Source organism: Streptomyces sp. AMJ-169, from assembly GCF_055597585.1.
This window is the reverse complement of sequence record NZ_JBVLTJ010000021.1, coordinates 57,493-71,310: the sequence shown is the minus strand read 5'-3', so window position 1 is coordinate 71,310 and position 13,818 is coordinate 57,493. Positions and strand designations below refer to the sequence as shown.

11 protein-coding genes are annotated in these 13,818 nt (G+C 72.4%); 9 read left to right on the top strand and 2 right to left on the bottom strand.

The window, feature by feature from the left end; genetic code table 11:
• Positions 1-72 precede the first annotated feature (72 nt).
• From ACYUD3_RS35250 to ACYUD3_RS35240, 3 genes are all read left to right on the top strand, one after another.
• On the top strand, positions 73-684 hold the full coding sequence (locus ACYUD3_RS35250) for a phosphoribosylanthranilate isomerase (protein WP_470979419.1): 612 nt from the start codon (positions 73-75) through the stop codon (positions 682-684).
• A gap of 153 nt (positions 685-837) precedes the next feature.
• The gene (locus ACYUD3_RS35245; protein WP_470979416.1) at positions 838-2,985 is read left to right on the top strand and encodes an MMPL family transporter; all 2,148 of its coding nucleotides are present in this window, start codon (positions 838-840) and stop codon (positions 2,983-2,985) included.
• 148 nt (positions 2,986-3,133) lie between these two features.
• Positions 3,134-3,433: a hypothetical protein gene (locus tag ACYUD3_RS35240; RefSeq protein WP_470979413.1), complete on the top strand. Its 300-nt coding sequence runs from the start codon at positions 3,134-3,136 to the stop codon at positions 3,431-3,433.
• 4 nt (positions 3,434-3,437) lie between these two features.
• Here the strand turns inward: ACYUD3_RS35240 and ACYUD3_RS35235 are convergent, their stop codons facing one another.
• Entirely contained in the window at positions 3,438-3,980 is a 543-nt protein-coding gene (locus ACYUD3_RS35235; protein WP_470979411.1) for a TetR/AcrR family transcriptional regulator, read from the bottom strand.
• A 115-nt stretch (positions 3,981-4,095) separates the two neighbouring features.
• Between ACYUD3_RS35235 and ACYUD3_RS35230 the strand changes: the two genes are divergently transcribed.
• The 3 genes from ACYUD3_RS35230 to ACYUD3_RS35220 all read left to right on the top strand — a co-directional run bounded on the left by ACYUD3_RS35230 (position 4,096) and on the right by ACYUD3_RS35220 (position 6,806).
• Entirely contained in the window at positions 4,096-5,310 is a 1,215-nt protein-coding gene (locus tag ACYUD3_RS35230; RefSeq protein WP_470979409.1) for an MFS transporter, read from the top strand.
• Positions 5,311-5,384: 74 nt separating this feature from the next.
• Positions 5,385-5,858, top strand: a complete 474-nt coding sequence (locus ACYUD3_RS35225; protein WP_470979407.1) for a carboxymuconolactone decarboxylase family protein — start codon at positions 5,385-5,387, stop codon at positions 5,856-5,858.
• A gap of 30 nt (positions 5,859-5,888) precedes the next feature.
• A complete protein-coding gene (locus ACYUD3_RS35220; RefSeq protein ID WP_470979404.1) occupies positions 5,889-6,806 on the top strand; it encodes an RNA polymerase sigma-70 factor in 918 nt (305 codons plus the stop codon).
• A gap of 4 nt (positions 6,807-6,810) precedes the next feature.
• Here the strand turns inward: ACYUD3_RS35220 and car are convergent, their stop codons facing one another.
• Positions 6,811-10,368: a carboxylic acid reductase gene (gene car, locus ACYUD3_RS35215; protein ID WP_470979517.1), complete on the bottom strand. Its 3,558-nt coding sequence runs from the start codon at positions 10,366-10,368 to the stop codon at positions 6,811-6,813.
• 360 nt (positions 10,369-10,728) lie between these two features.
• Here car and ACYUD3_RS35210 point away from each other — a divergent pair, with 360 nt between their 5' ends.
• From ACYUD3_RS35210 to ACYUD3_RS35200, 3 genes are all read left to right on the top strand, one after another.
• Entirely contained in the window at positions 10,729-11,304 is a 576-nt protein-coding gene (locus tag ACYUD3_RS35210) for a TetR/AcrR family transcriptional regulator (protein ID WP_470979401.1), read from the top strand.
• A gap of 267 nt (positions 11,305-11,571) precedes the next feature.
• A complete protein-coding gene (locus ACYUD3_RS35205) occupies positions 11,572-12,225 on the top strand; it encodes a TetR/AcrR family transcriptional regulator (protein ID WP_470979399.1) in 654 nt (217 codons plus the stop codon).
• 429 nt (positions 12,226-12,654) lie between these two features.
• Entirely contained in the window at positions 12,655-13,776 is a 1,122-nt protein-coding gene (locus ACYUD3_RS35200) for a beta-eliminating lyase-related protein (protein ID WP_470979397.1), read from the top strand.
• Positions 13,777-13,818: the final 42 nt, after the last annotated feature.

Below are 13,818 nucleotides of genomic sequence, written 5' to 3'. Positions count from 1 at the left end.
ACGCCGTTTCGTGGCCCGGCGTTCTCGCAAGATCATGTTCAAGTGGCCCGGGATACGGCAGGCTAGGGGACCGTGAGCGATACACCTACCTCCCTCTTCGTGAAGATCTGCGGGCTGCGTACCGAGCGGGACGTCGACACGGCCGTCGAGGCCGGCGCCGACGCCGTCGGATTCGTCTTCTCCGCCAGTCCCCGCCACATCGACGCGGCGACGGCGGCCCGGCTGTGCCGGCGCGTCCCCGAGCACGTCCTCACGGTCGGCGTCTTCCGCGACGAACCCCTGGCCGACGTCCGCGCCCTCGCCGAGGAGTCCGGCATCAGGGCCGTACAGCTGCACGGCTCGGAGGGCCGTGAGTACTACGACGCGCTGACCGGGAAATGGACGCTGATCCGGGCCGCCGGGGTCGATGGCGGGGACGTGCCGCGGTGCGGGGAGCTGGGGGAGGACCTGCTGCTGCTCGACGCGCCCGTACCGGGCTCGGGGGAGACCTGGGACTGGGCGGGAGCCGTTCCGGGGGCCGGTGAGAAGTGGCTGCTCGCGGGCGGGCTCACGCCGGAGAACGTGCGGGGCGCGGTCAAGGCGGCCCGGCCCTGGGGCGTCGACGTCTCCAGCGGCGTCGAGCGCACCCGGGGCGTCAAGGAGCCCGAGCTGATCAGCGCGTTCCTGGCCGCCGCCCGCGGCTGACCGCACCGGGCGCGGGCCGGGCCGGCCGTCCCTACGATGAGAAGCCGTGAGACAACCGTCCGGCCGGCCCGCTGAGCGCGCCGGCCGTGGTCGCCGATGCCAGGGACCGCTCCCCGGGCTGCGGTGACCTTCCTGCACAGGAAGGGATCCCGCATGTTCCGACGTATGGGCAGCACTGTCGTCCGTCATCCCGTGTGGACGGTCGTGGCCTGGCTGATCGCCGCCGTGGCGATCGTCGCCACCGCGCCGAGCCTGCCCTCGAACAGTGACGAGAGCAGTTTTCTCCCCAAGAGCTACGAGTCCATCAAAGCCGCGGACCTCCAGGAGAAGGCGTTCCCCAGCGCCTTCACTCCTGCCGCGATCGCCCTCTACCAGCGCGCCGACGGCGGCAGGCTGACCGCCGCCGACACCCGCGACGTCGCCCGGATCACCGAAGAGCTGGGCCGCAAGAACATCGACCAGGTCCAGAAAGTCGTCGTGGGCCGGCCCTCCGCCGACGGCCGCCACGCCCTGACCCTCGTCCAGATGGACAGCAAGGGTGCGGGCCAGCCCAAACAGGCCGACGCCGCCAAGGCGCTGCGCGACGACGTCAAGCAACTCGCCCGAGGCACCGGTCTCCAGGTCAGGCTGGGCGGCTCCGCGGCCCAGGCCCTCGACCAGCAGGACTCCTCCAAACGCGGCCAGGCCCTCATCGGCGTCGGCACCTTCGCGATCATCCTCGTCACCCTGCTGATCATCTTCCGCTCGCCGGTCATCGCGGTCCTGCCGCTGGTCGTCATCGGCGTCGTCTCCCTGATCGCCAACGGACTGATCGCCTACGCCACCAAGCTCTTCGGTCTCCAGGCCAACAGCTCGATCGCGTCGATCCTGATCGTCGTCCTCTTCGGCGTCGGCACCGACTACTTCCTGTTCCTGATGTTCCGCTACCGCGAACGGCTGCGCGCCGGGGATGAACCCAAAGCGGCGATGGTCAACGCCGTCGCCCGGGTCGGTGAGGCCATCGCCTCCGCCGCCGGGGCCGTCATCATCGCTTTCCTCGCGCTGGTCCTGTCCACCCTCGGCTTCCTGCGGCAGATGGGCCCGGCGCTCGCCATCGCGGTCACCGTCACCCTCGTCGCCGGCCTGACCCTGATACCGGCCGTCGTCTCCCTCATCGGGCCCAAAGTCTTCTGGCCCTCCAAGAGCTGGCGGCGCGAACCCGGCGACGCCCGCTTCGCCGCCCTCGGCCGGGCCGTGCGGCGCCGCCCCGCGCTGACCGCCGGGCTCTCCGGGCTCGTCCTCGTCGCCCTCTCCCTCGGCACGCTCGGCTACCACGCCACCTTCGACCTCGCCTCCGGCTCCATGCCCAAGACCAAGGAGTCGATGGTCGTCCAGGACGAGATGCAGCGGGCGTACTCGGCCGGCGCCGCCGCCCCCACCGACGTCTACCTCTCCAGCACCGACGGCCGCCCCCTCGACCCGGCCGCCTTCCCGGCGTACGCGCGCGGGCTCGGCGCCGTCGACGGGGTCGCGAGCGCCCGGACGACCCAGCTGAACGCCGACCGCACGACCGCCGACTTCACCGTCACCCTCAAGTACGAGGCCTCCAGCAACGAGGCCATCGCGTCCGTCGGCCGTGTCCGCGACGCCGCCCGCGCCGGGGCGCCCGCCGGGACGGAAGCGCTGGTCGGCGGCGTCTCGTCGATCTACAAGGACATCGGCACCGCCGTCGACCACGACTACCGCACGGTGTTCCCCGTCGCCGCCGTCCTGATCATGCTCATCCTCGGGCTGCTCCTGCGCAGCGTCGTCGCCCCCTGGTACCTGATCGCCTCGGTGGGGCTCGGCTTCGGCGCGACCCTCGGGGCCACGGTCTGGGTCTTCCAGGGCGCGGCAGGGCACTCGGGGCTGATGTTCATGCTCCCGGTGATCATGTACCTGTTCGTGGTCGCCATCGGCACCGACTACAACATCCTCATGATCGCCCGGCTGCGCGAGGAGGCCCGCGAGGGCCGCGAGCCGCGCGAGGCCGCGGGGATGGCGCTGCGGCACGCCGGTCCGACGGTCGCCGCGGCCGGCTTCATCCTGGCGGCGACCTTCGCCACGATGACGCTCGCCGGCAACGCGCTGCTGACCGAGATGGGCTTCGCGGTGTCCTTCGGCATCGCGGTCGCGGCGTTCGTGATGGCGATGTTCTTCACACCGAGCCTCACCGCGCTCATCGGGCACGCCGCGTGGTGGCCGGGGCACGGGGACCGAGCCGGAACGGGAGAGGGAGGAAGCACAGCGGACGCCGTGACCGGACGGGTCGCCGGCGGATGATCGCGCGCCACACCGCTCCCCGCGGCGCTGCCGGACGGGGGACTGCGGACGGCCATGGAACCGCCGTCGAGTGTCGCGCGCCCCCGAACCCGCCGCGAGTTGGTCTGATGGCACGCGAAAGCGGACGCCGGCCGGAAGGGACCCCCGCATGACAGAGTCTCAACTGCGCGGAATGTGGGACGAGTTCAACGCCCTCCCCTTCCCCAGGGACTTCTATGAACGCGAGCCCGACGGGGAGTGCATGGTCTGGACGGACACCGCGCTGAGCGGCTGCGTCGCCACCGCCCTGAAGCGCCCCCTGGACGACCGCCGCCGCGCGATCCTCGACGAGCGCACGGCGGTGCTCGCCCGCGTCCTGCCCGCCCTCGCCGACGACCCTTACGCCACGCGGTACTTCACCCACCTGCACACGATGGCCGTCCTCACCGCCGCACTCGACGGCGGCTGACCGCTCACCCCCGCTCCGCCACCGCCCGCACCACCCCCGCGATCTCCGCCCGCCGCGTCGGATCGGTGTCGAAGTAGTTGTGCAGCGTGAACCCCTCGACCAGCGCGTCCAGCGCACGCGCCGTCAACGGGTCGAAGTGCCGGGCGAGCGCGGCCCGGCTGGCGCGCATCCAGTCGTTGAGGACCGTCCGCAGCGCCGGGGTCCGGGCGGCGAACGCGTACAGCTCGAAGGTCAGCAGCGGATCGCGCGCGGCGGACCACAGCTCCCCGCAGATGATGTCGACGACCGCCTCCTGGGCCTCCTGCGGGGTGCGCGCGGCGATCAGGCGGTCGCGGTAGCGCCGGGACACCGCCTCGGCGAGCCGGGTGAACGCCTCGGTGAGCAGCTCGTCGAGATCGGCGAAATAGTAGGTGACCGAGCCCAGCGGCACCCCCGCCGCCGCGGCGATCCTGCGGTAGGTCACCCGGATCGCGCCGACCTCCGCGACGACGTCGAGCGCCGCGTCGATGATCTGGTCCCGCCGGCCGCCGCCGGTGCTCTGACTCATTCTCGAAAACACTCTTTCCTGTTCTGAACAGGCATGTACATTTGTCCAAGCCGGATCGGAGGGGTGCTCCGAACCGGCGGTCAGCCGTCCCGGTTCCCCTCGGAGCAGCATTCTCATGGACAAGGCCGTGCGCAGGCGCAGGCAGGCACTCTTCCTCTTCTTCCTCCTCACCGGGATCGGCATGTCGTCGTGGGTGACCCGCACCCCCGCCATCCGGGACCTCCTCAAGGTGTCGACCGCCGGGATGGGCCTGGTCCTCTTCGGCCTGTCGCTCGGCTCGATGCTGGGCATCCTCTGCTCCGGCCGCCTGGTCACCCGCTTCGGCACCCGCCCGGTCATCATCTGGGGCACGACCCTGCTCGTCGCGGGCCTCGCCACGATCGGCGCGGGCGCGCTCGGCTCCTCGACACCGGTGGTGACGGCGGGCCTGTTCGTCTTCGGCGCTGGCATGGGCGGCGGCGAGGTCGCCATGAACGTCGACGCCACCGACGTCGAACGCCGCACCGGCGTCACCACCATGCCCGCCCTGCACGGCTGCTTCAGCCTCGGCACCGTCCTCGGCGCCTGCGCCGGCATCGCCGCGACGGCCGCCGGCGTACCCGTCCAGTGGCACCTCGCGGCGGTCACCCTCGTCGCGGCCGGCCTGCTGCTGTACGCGATGCGCGCCATCCCGGCCGGCACCGGGCGCGCCGCCCGGGCCGGCCACACCGAGGGCGGTCCGCGCCCGGCGGTCTGGAAGGACGGCCGGCTCCTGCTGATCGGCGCGATCGTGCTCGCCATGGCGCTCGCCGAGGGCTCCGCCAACGACTGGCTGCCGCTCATCATGGTCGACGGCCACGGCATGGACGAGACCGCGGGCTCCCTCGTCTACACCGGTTTCGCCGCCGCCATGACGCTGGGCCGCTTCGGCGGCGGCTACTTCCTGGACCGCTTCGGCCGCGTCAACGTCGTCCGCGCCAGCGCCGTCTCCGGCGGACTCGGCCTGCTCCTGGTCGTCGTCGCCGACAACGCCGTGCTCGCCGGGGCCGCCGTCCTGCTCTGGGGGCTCGGCGCCTCCCTCGGGTTCCCGCTCGCGCTCTCCGCGGCCGGCGAGTCGGGGCCGGACGAGACGGCCCGCGTCGGACTGGTCGCGACCATCGGGTACGTCGCCTTCCTCGTCGGACCGCCCGGACTCGGCTTCCTCGGCGACCATGTGGGGCTGCGGCCCGCGATGCTCGTCGTCCTCGCCGCGGTCGTCTGCGCCGCGTTCCTCGCCCCCGCGGTCGACACCAGCCGCCCGCGCACCTTGGGCAAGACGCCCGCACCGGAGCAGGAGAGCACCACGCGCTGAGGCGGCATGTCACAACCGCGCGGGCTGTCTCGTCTTCAGGTGCGTACGCAAGGACGACACCCAAGGAGCACACCATGCACGCACGGCTCGACTTCCTCGCCGAACCCGCCCTCGGCAAGGCGCTGCGGCACCTGATGACCGCCGGCCGCTCCCTCAAGGACTCCGCGCTGCCCGCCGCGACGCAGGAGCTGGTGTCGCTGCGGGTCAGCCAGATCAACGGCTGCGCCGCCTGCGTCGACATCCACACCAAGGAAGCCGTCCACGCCGGCGAGACCCACCAGCGGCTGCACCTGGTCGCCGTGTGGCGCGAGGCGAATATTTTCACCGAGGCCGAACGCGCCGCGCTGGAACTCGCCGAGGAGGCCACCCGGATCGCGGACGGCGGCGGCGGGGTGAGCGACGAGGTGTGGCAGCGGGCCGCGAAGCACCACGACAGCGGACAGCTCGCCGCCCTCGTCATGCTGGTCTCCTTCATGAACCTCGCCAACCGCCTCAACGTCGTCACCCGCCAGCCCGCGGGCGACTACGAGCCCGGCCAACTGCACTGAACAACTGACCGCGACGAAAGGGGAGTCGGCGTGAGCAAGACCGAGGAGTTCGAGGAACTGCGGCCCCTGCTGTTCTCGATCGCCTACCGCATCCTGGGCAGCGTCGGCGAGGCCGAGGACGCCGTACAGGAGACCTGGCTGCGCTACGCCGACACCCCCGCCCCGGTCCTCTCGGCCAAGGCCCTGCTCACCACGACCGTCACCCGCCTCTCCATCGACGTCCTGCGCTCCGCCCGGACGCGCCGCGAGACCTACACCGGCCCCTGGTTCCCCGAACCGCTGCTCACCGACCCCTACGCCGACCCGGCCCGCGCCGCCGAACTCGCCGACTCGGTGTCCACGGCCGCCCTGCTCCTCCTGGAACGCCTCAGCCCCCTGGAACGCGCCGTGTTCGTCCTGCGCGAGGTGTTCGCCTTCGGCTACGACGACATCGCCGCCGCCGTCGGCCGCTCCGAGTCCGCCTGCCGCCAGCTCCTCGTCCGCGCCCGGCGGCACATGCAGGCCGGCCGGCCCCGGTTCGAGGCCGGCCGGCAAGAGCGGCGGGAACTCGCCGCCCGCTTCTTCGCCGCCCTGCGCGAGGGAGACGTGGAGTCCCTGCGGACCCTGCTCGCCGCCGACGTCTGCGTCTCCGGAGACAGCGGCGGCAAGGCACCCCAGCTCGCCCGGCCCGTCACCGGCGCCGACAACGTCGCCCGCCTGCTCGCCGCCTACATCCCGAGGATGGCCGCCGCCGGTGTCACCTTCACCCCCCGCGAGATCAACGGCGGCCCTGGCGCGGTCTTCCACGACCGCGACGGGAAGGTCCTCCAGACCCTCGCGCTGGAGTTCACCGCCGACCATGTCCACGCCGTACGGCTCGTCCTCAACCCCGACAAGCTCGCGCACGTCGGACCGGTCGCGGACGCGTGGGCGGTGGCGCGGGAGGTGAAGGGGACACGGCGGCCCTAGGACCTCAGATCAGCCCGAAATGCCGCAGGTCCGCCGCGTACTTCCCGATCAGCTCGGCCGACACCTGCGGGATCTCCGGGTCCGCCAGCCCCGCCCCGCGCACGGCCTGCGCGAACCGCACCGCGGGGATCGCCGAACCGCAGAGCGGCTCCTCGGGCCGCCGGAAGGCGTGCAGCAACGGCAGCAGCGAGTACCGCCGCCGCGCCTCCGGCAGCGCCCGCAACGCCGTCTCGAAACGGGCGAACCACTCGTCGTAGTCGCCGATACGACTGACCGGGTGCCCGGCGTCGACGAGCCAGTCGACGAAGGTGTCCAGCGAGACCCCGTCGTCGTGCGGATTGACCACGTTGTACGTCCGGTAGCCACCGGCGTCGGCCACGCCCAGCGCGTCGACGGCCTCGGCCACGAAGTCGCCCGGCAGTCCGTCGTAGTGCGCCCGCGCCCGCTCGCCGCCGGGGCCCGTGCGGTAGAACGAGGCCGGCGCGATCCCCGTGGTGAGGACGCTGAACAGCAGCCGCGTGAACATGTCGGGCACGTTCAGCTGACCGGCGTGGCGGCGGTGGGCGAGGATCATGTCGGAGCGCAGGACGGTCACCGGCAGCCCGTACTCCTCGTGCGCCCGGCGCAGCAGGACCTCGCCGGCCCACTTGCTGGTCGCGTACCCCGAGGCGTACCCGTCGGACAGCTCCCGCACGGCGCTCACCTCGCGGATGTCGGCGCTCTCGTCGAGCCGGGCCGGGTCGAGACCGCCGGCCACACCGACCGTGGAGAGGTACGTGAACGGCTTGACCCGGCCGGTCAGGGCCAGCCGGATCAGCTCGGCGGTGCCCACGACGTTCGGGCCGAAGAGCTGGTCGTAGGGCAGGACGTGATTGACCAGCGCCGCCGGGTGGAAGACGGCGTCCACGTCCTCGGCGAGCCGCTTCCACGTGTCCTCGTCCAGACCGAGCCGCTCCTCGCCGATGTCACCGGCCAGCACCTCCAGATGACGGCCCGCCAACTCCTGGTAGCAGGCGAGGAGTTGCGGGTCGCCGCTGTCGAGGGCGGCGTCCAGGCGGCGGCGGGCGTCGGCGTCGTCCCGGCCGCGCACCACGCAGACCAGCCGGCCGCCGCTCGTCGAGAGCCGCTCCAGCCAGTCCAGGCACATGAACCGGCCCAGATAGCCGTTGGCGCCGGTCAGCAGCACCGTCCGCGGCGGCGTCCCGGTCGTGGGGCGGGCGCCGCCGAGAGCCGTGACGTCGAGGAACTTCTCCAGCGTCAGCTCCTCGGCGCGGGCCTCGGCGGCGTCCGCGCCGTGCACCGACGCGAACGACGGCCGCCCCGCGCCCGACCTGGCCGCCTCGATGTGATCGGCGATCGACTGGAGGGTGTTGCCGGCGCTGAGCAGCACCCCGACCGGCACCTCGACCCCGAACACGTCCCGCAGCAGCTGCGAGAACGACAGCGCCGACAGCGAGTCGACGCCGAGGTCGGTGAAGCGCGCGGTGGGCCGCAATTCCGAGGCGGGGCAGCCCAGCAGCGCGCTCGCCGCCGCGCGGATCGCCTCGAACACCGGCTGCTCGGGCCCCGCCGCCCGCAGCGCGCGCAACGCCTCCTCCCGCCCGCTCGCCAACTCCTCGTACAGCGCCTCCAGTCGAGCGGCGTAACGCTCCTTGAGGCGCGGGCGCAGATTCTTGCGGATCTCCGAGAGCAGCCCGTTCTCCACACCGAACGGCTCGGTCTCGACGAGGAAGTCGCGCGGGATCTCGTACGGCTCCAACTCGGCGCTGCGGGCCACCTGTTGCAGCGACTCGGCGAGCAACTGCTTCAGCGCGTCGCCGTCGGCCCGCTCCAGGGCGTCCTCGGTGGGCACGATCACCGCGAGGAGATAGGCGCGCTCGCTGTTGCCGTAGACGTAGATCTGCCGGACCAGCGGGCTGGTCACGAAGACGCTCTCCAGCTGGGAGACCGTGACGAACTCGCCCTGGGCCAGCTTGAGTACGTTGCCCCGGCGGTCCAGGTAGACCAGCTGGTCCGGGCCGGTCTCGGCCATGATGTCGCCGGTGCGGTAGAAGCCGTCCGCGTCGAAGACCGCCGCCGTCGCGTCCGGCCGCTTGTGATAGCCAGGGGTGATCGCCTCGGTGCGCACCAGGAGTTCACCGCGCGGATGCGGCAAGTCCGAGGTGAGATAGCCGAGTTCGGGTACGTCGGCCAGCTTGTACTCGATCACCGGGGGCCGCACGATCCGCCCGTCCGCCAGGACCGCGCCCGCCTCGGTCGAGCCGTAGAGGTCACGCAGCGGCAGCTCCAGGCAGGACTCCACGAACCGCTTCAGCTCCGGCGCGATCGGCGCGCTGCCGCACGTCACATCGCGCACCCGGCCGCCGACGAACTCCTCCCGCAGCTCCGCCTTGACGGCCTTGTCGAGCGCCCCGGCGTCCGCGAACTCCCCGGCCCGGCGCGCCGACCGGCTCTGGTACTCCTGGAAGAGCATGTCGCAGATCCGCGGCACCAGCAGCAGCTGCGTCGGCCGGGCCGCGCGCATGTCCTCGAACAGCGCCGACATGTCGCTGTGCGCCGTGAAGTACGTCGTGCCGCCCCGGGTCAGCGTCATGTAGAGCGACGCGCGCCCCGCGATATGGCTCAGCGGCATATAGCCCATCGTGACCGGCGAGGAGTCGCCCGACGCCGCGAACCAGCCCGCCCACAGCCGCTGGAGCATGCTGCTCGTGTAGATGGCGCCCTTCGGCGTGCCCGTGCTGCCGGAGGTGTAGATCAGCAGCCGCACCGGATCCTCCGGCGCCGCCTCGGGCACCGCGGGCACCGGCAGCGTCCGGCCGCGCGCGACGACGGCGCCCAGCGCGTCGGGTGCCGTGACCCCGGCCTCCGCGAGCCGCGCCCGGGCGGCCTCGAACCGCTCACGCTCCGCGTCGGCCTCCGGGTGGAAGTCGAACACGACCAGCCGCGGCCGGGACGGCGCCGACAGCGCCAACTCGACGGCGCTGTCGAGGACTTCGATGCTCGCCGCGAGGACACGCGGCGCGGACTCGGCGACGATCGGCCGCAGTTTGCCGGGCGCGGCGCTGGACTGGAGCGGCACGGCCACCGCGCCGGCCCGCAGACAGGCCAGGTCGAGCACGCTGTAGTCGACGCTGGTGAACCCGTAGACGGCGACGAAGTCCCCCGCGCGCACCGGGTGTTCGGCGTCCGCCGCCCACTCGGCGGCGACCGCGCCGGCCCGCTCCCACAGCTCGGCGTAGCTGACGGTCGTGAAGTGCGGCAGCAGCCGCAGCGAGGTCCGGCCGGTCGCCGGGTCGGTCACCGCCTCGCGGGCGCGCTCACCGAGGGCGGGGCGGTCGGCGTACCCCTCCATCACGGCGGCGACGGCGGGGCCGAGGCCGAGGCGGGGGTCCTGCACGGCGGCGACGACCGAGGGGGAGAGGGAGAGTGGGGGTTCCTGAGCCGCTTGAGGGTCCTGAGTCGCCGGAGCTTCTTGAGCCTCCCGAGCTTCCTGAGTCTCTTGAGCTTCCTGAGTCTCTTGAGCGGGGGAGACCGAGCCGTTGGTTCCAGGTGCCGAGGACACCGACTTCACCGACTTTCCGTCAACTATGGGGGTATGGAGGGGTGTTCACACGCGGTTCGGGCGCACGCCGGCGGCCCGGCGCGGTGCGGGTGGCGAGGCGGAGGCGGGCGGCCCTGCGAGGTGACGGGCAGGGCGGATGGGCGGCCTGGGGGGACGGCGTGGCCGGACCGGGGTCGTGCGGTGCTGCGAGTGAAGCGCTCCGTGTACTCAGCAACTATCTCAGGTTGCGTTACGTGACTGTCAAGTAAAGCAATAGCAAGCTAGGCTGAACGGATGCGAGACACGGCCGAAAAGGGCCCAGGGAAGAGCCGAGCGAAACCCTCCCCGGGCGGCGGACCCGGCAGACCCAGGGACCCCTCGGTGGAAGAAGCGGTCCTGCGCGCGACCGTCCAGCGGCTCGTCCGGGACGGCTACTCCCGCATGACGATCGGCGACATCGCCGCCGACGCCGGCGTCACCCGGCCGACGGTGTACCGGCGCTGGGCGAACAAGCATGACCTGGTCGTCGACGCCCTCGACTTCAACTTCCAGGAGGAGCGCGAACGCCACCCCGTCGGCCCCCTGGAGGAACTCCCTCCGGTCGAGGCCCTGCGCCACGCCCTGCGCCACGCCTCCCCCTTCGGGCCGACCGGCCGGGGCATGGCCGTCGTCGGAAATGTCCTCAGCGAGGCCGAGCGCACACCTGGCTTGATACAGCTCGTACGCGAACACGCACTGGAGCCCCGGCAGAAGCCGCTCATCGACACGTTGCGGCGGCTGGCGGCGGAGGGGGTGCTGCGCGAGGGGGTCGACGCGGAGGCTGTCGCCGACATGATGATCGGGAGCTATTACTCGTCGTACATACGGCAGGGGGAGCGGGATCCGGAGTTGGAGGATCGGGTGGTGGGGATGGTGTGGCAGTTGGTGGGGGGTGGGGGTGCGGGGGTGGGGGGTTGAAGAGGCGGGGGCTGAAGGGTGGGTGACTGAAAGGTGGGTGACTGAAGGGGAGGGGCCTTCTGGTCGGGTCTTCTTGGGCGCTGGGGCTTTCGATGCGTTGGCCGGGGGGCTTCGGGGTGTCGGCCGGGGAGCTTCGGTGTGCCGGCCGGGAGCTGAGATGTGCGGTTCTTCTCGGCCGCCGGGACCGCTGATGCGCCGGCCGGGATGCCGGGGCGCCGGGATGTCGTCGCGGCGGTTTCCGGTACGGCGTACCGTACGATCGCCCGCATGCCCCGTAAGTCTGTCTCCCTGGACCTCGCGACGCCCGAGCGGATCGCCGGCACCGCGCTCGCGCTGATCGACGAAGGGGGGCCGCAGGCGCTGACGTTCCGGGCGCTCGCGGCACGGCTGGACATCTCGCTGGCCTCTTTGCAGCGCCGGTGCGCCGATCTCGCCGGGCTGCTCGACCTGTGCATGGACCACCTGGCAGCCCAGCTGCCCGAGATCGCGCCCGGCACCGGCTGGGCGAGCGCCACCGAGGCCCGCTTCACCGCGCTGTACCGGCTGCTCGTCGCCCACCCCGGCCTGCCGGCGCTGCGCGGCACCCGGCCCTGGCTCAGCCCGCAGCTGCTGGGGCGGCTGGTCGAACCGCAGCTCGCGGACAGTGTCGCCGCCGGGATGACGGTGACCGAGGCGATCACCGTCTACCGGCGGCTGTATCTCCTCACCCTCGGCTGCGCGGGGTTCGTCGACCACCGCGACCCGCGCTCCGCCCAGGCGGCGGCCCGACGGGCGTTCGCCGCGCTCGATCCCGGGGAGTTTCCGATGCTGGCGGGGCATTTGGCGGAGATCGTGCCGGTGACGACCGATCATGAGGTGTATTACGGGGGGTTGCGGGAGTTGATTCGGGGGGCTGAGCCGGGGGGTGGTTCGGCGGGGTGAGGTGGAGTGGCCGATCGGCGGGGCGAGCTGGGGTGGCTTGGTCGCGGGCGGGTGCCGGCTGGGGTGGGTCGGCGGGGTGGCCGGTTGAGGTGGGCTGGTTGGGGTGAGGTGGGTGGCTAATCGGCGGGGCGAGGCGGGGTGGCCTGGTGGCGGGTGTGCGCCGGGTGGAGCTTTGGCCGGTGGGTCGGGCGGGCTTCAGGGGGTGGGCCGGATGCTGGTCGGGGGCGACGGGGCGGGTGCCGGATGGAGTCGCCGGTCGGGGGCGGGTCGGGGTCGGCCGGGATCGGCGGTCGAGGGCGTTGGGGCGGGTGCCGGATGGGGTTGCCGGTCGGGGGGGGCGGGTCGGGGCCAGCCAAGGGCGACGGTCGGAGGCGTCGAGTCGGGCGCCGGTCAGGGTTGCCCGTCGGCACATCGGTCAGCATTACCGGCATGGAAACCTCACAACTCCCCGCAGGGCCAGCCGAGTTCGACGGCCCCAGCGGTTCCAGCAGCTCCAGCGACTGCACCGGCCCCAGCGACTACACCGGCCCCAGCGACTACACCGGCCCCACCGGCCCCAGCGGTTCCACCGACTCCACCGACTCCACCGACTTCAGCTACTCCAGCGACTTCGGCTGCCCGGGTGACTCCAGCGACTTCGACGGCTCCAGCAGATCCACTGGCTCCAGCAGCTCCAGCAGCTCCACCGACTCCAGCCGCTCCAGCCACTTCAACTGCCCAGCTGACTTCACCGCCCCCACCCCCGCCGCCCCCGAGATCCTGGACGCCGTCACCCGCGCCGCCCTCACCCCCCACACCGACCCCGCCCCCTCGGTCCGCCGCCGGCTGGCCGAGCTGTTCGAGCGTGAGGTGGACGTCCTCCCGGTCCGCACCCCCGCCGCGGCCAACGCGCTGAGCCTCGCCGCCCTCACCCCACCCTGGGGAAACGTCCTGGACGACCGCGAAGTCAGGCTCCACGCCCACGAGTTACGCGACGGGACACTCCCCGCGGTGCTCAGCATCACCCAGGCCACCGCACAGGGCGAGCTGTACACACCCGACGAGATCGGAGCCCTCGGGACGCTCGCGCGACAGACCGGCGCCCGGCTGTACATGGACGGCACCCGCTTCGCCATGGCCGCCGCAGCCCTCAACGCCCCGCCCGCCGACCTCACTTGGCGGGCCGGCGTCGACGTCATGACCTTCGGCGGGACCGGCAACGGCACGACGGCCGCCGACGCGATCGTCGTCTTCGACCGCACCCTCACCCCCGAACTCACCTTCCACGCCCGAAGATCGGCCCACGCGGCGGCGAAGTCCCGTTTCCCGTGGGCCCAGTTGGACGCCTACCTCACCGACGGCCGCTGGCTGCGCGACGCCCGGCACGCCAACGCCATGGCCGCCCGGCTCCAGGACGGCCTGAAGGCGATACCGGGAGCCGAACTCCCCGGCGCGGCAACGAACATCGTCGTGTGCCGGCTCCCTCACCACGGCACCCTCCGCCTCGTCACCTCCTTCACGACCACACCCGAAGCCGTCGACCGGCTCCTGCGCAGGCTCAACTCCCCCTGAACCGTGGATGATTCAGCACTTCCTGAACGGCCGGCCTTCGAT

What these genes read in the sequence shown, in the direction of transcription:
- ACYUD3_RS35240 (WP_470979413.1), top strand. Translation starts at nt 3,134, where the DNA reads ATGACAGAGTCTCAACTGCGCGGAATGTGGGACGAGTTCAACGCCCTC.
- ACYUD3_RS35245 (WP_470979416.1), top strand. Translation starts at nt 838, where the DNA reads ATGTTCCGACGTATGGGCAGCACTGTCGTCCGTCATCCCGTGTGGACG.
- ACYUD3_RS35205 (WP_470979399.1), top strand. Translation starts at nt 11,572, where the DNA reads ATGCCCCGTAAGTCTGTCTCCCTGGACCTCGCGACGCCCGAGCGGATC.
- ACYUD3_RS35230 (WP_470979409.1), top strand. Translation starts at nt 4,096, where the DNA reads ATGGACAAGGCCGTGCGCAGGCGCAGGCAGGCACTCTTCCTCTTCTTC.
- ACYUD3_RS35225 (WP_470979407.1), top strand. Translation starts at nt 5,385, where the DNA reads ATGCACGCACGGCTCGACTTCCTCGCCGAACCCGCCCTCGGCAAGGCG.
- ACYUD3_RS35235 (WP_470979411.1), bottom strand. Translation starts at nt 3,980, where the DNA reads ATGAGTCAGAGCACCGGCGGCGGCCGGCGGGACCAGATCATCGACGCG.
- ACYUD3_RS35200 (WP_470979397.1), top strand. Translation starts at nt 12,655, where the DNA reads ATGGAAACCTCACAACTCCCCGCAGGGCCAGCCGAGTTCGACGGCCCC.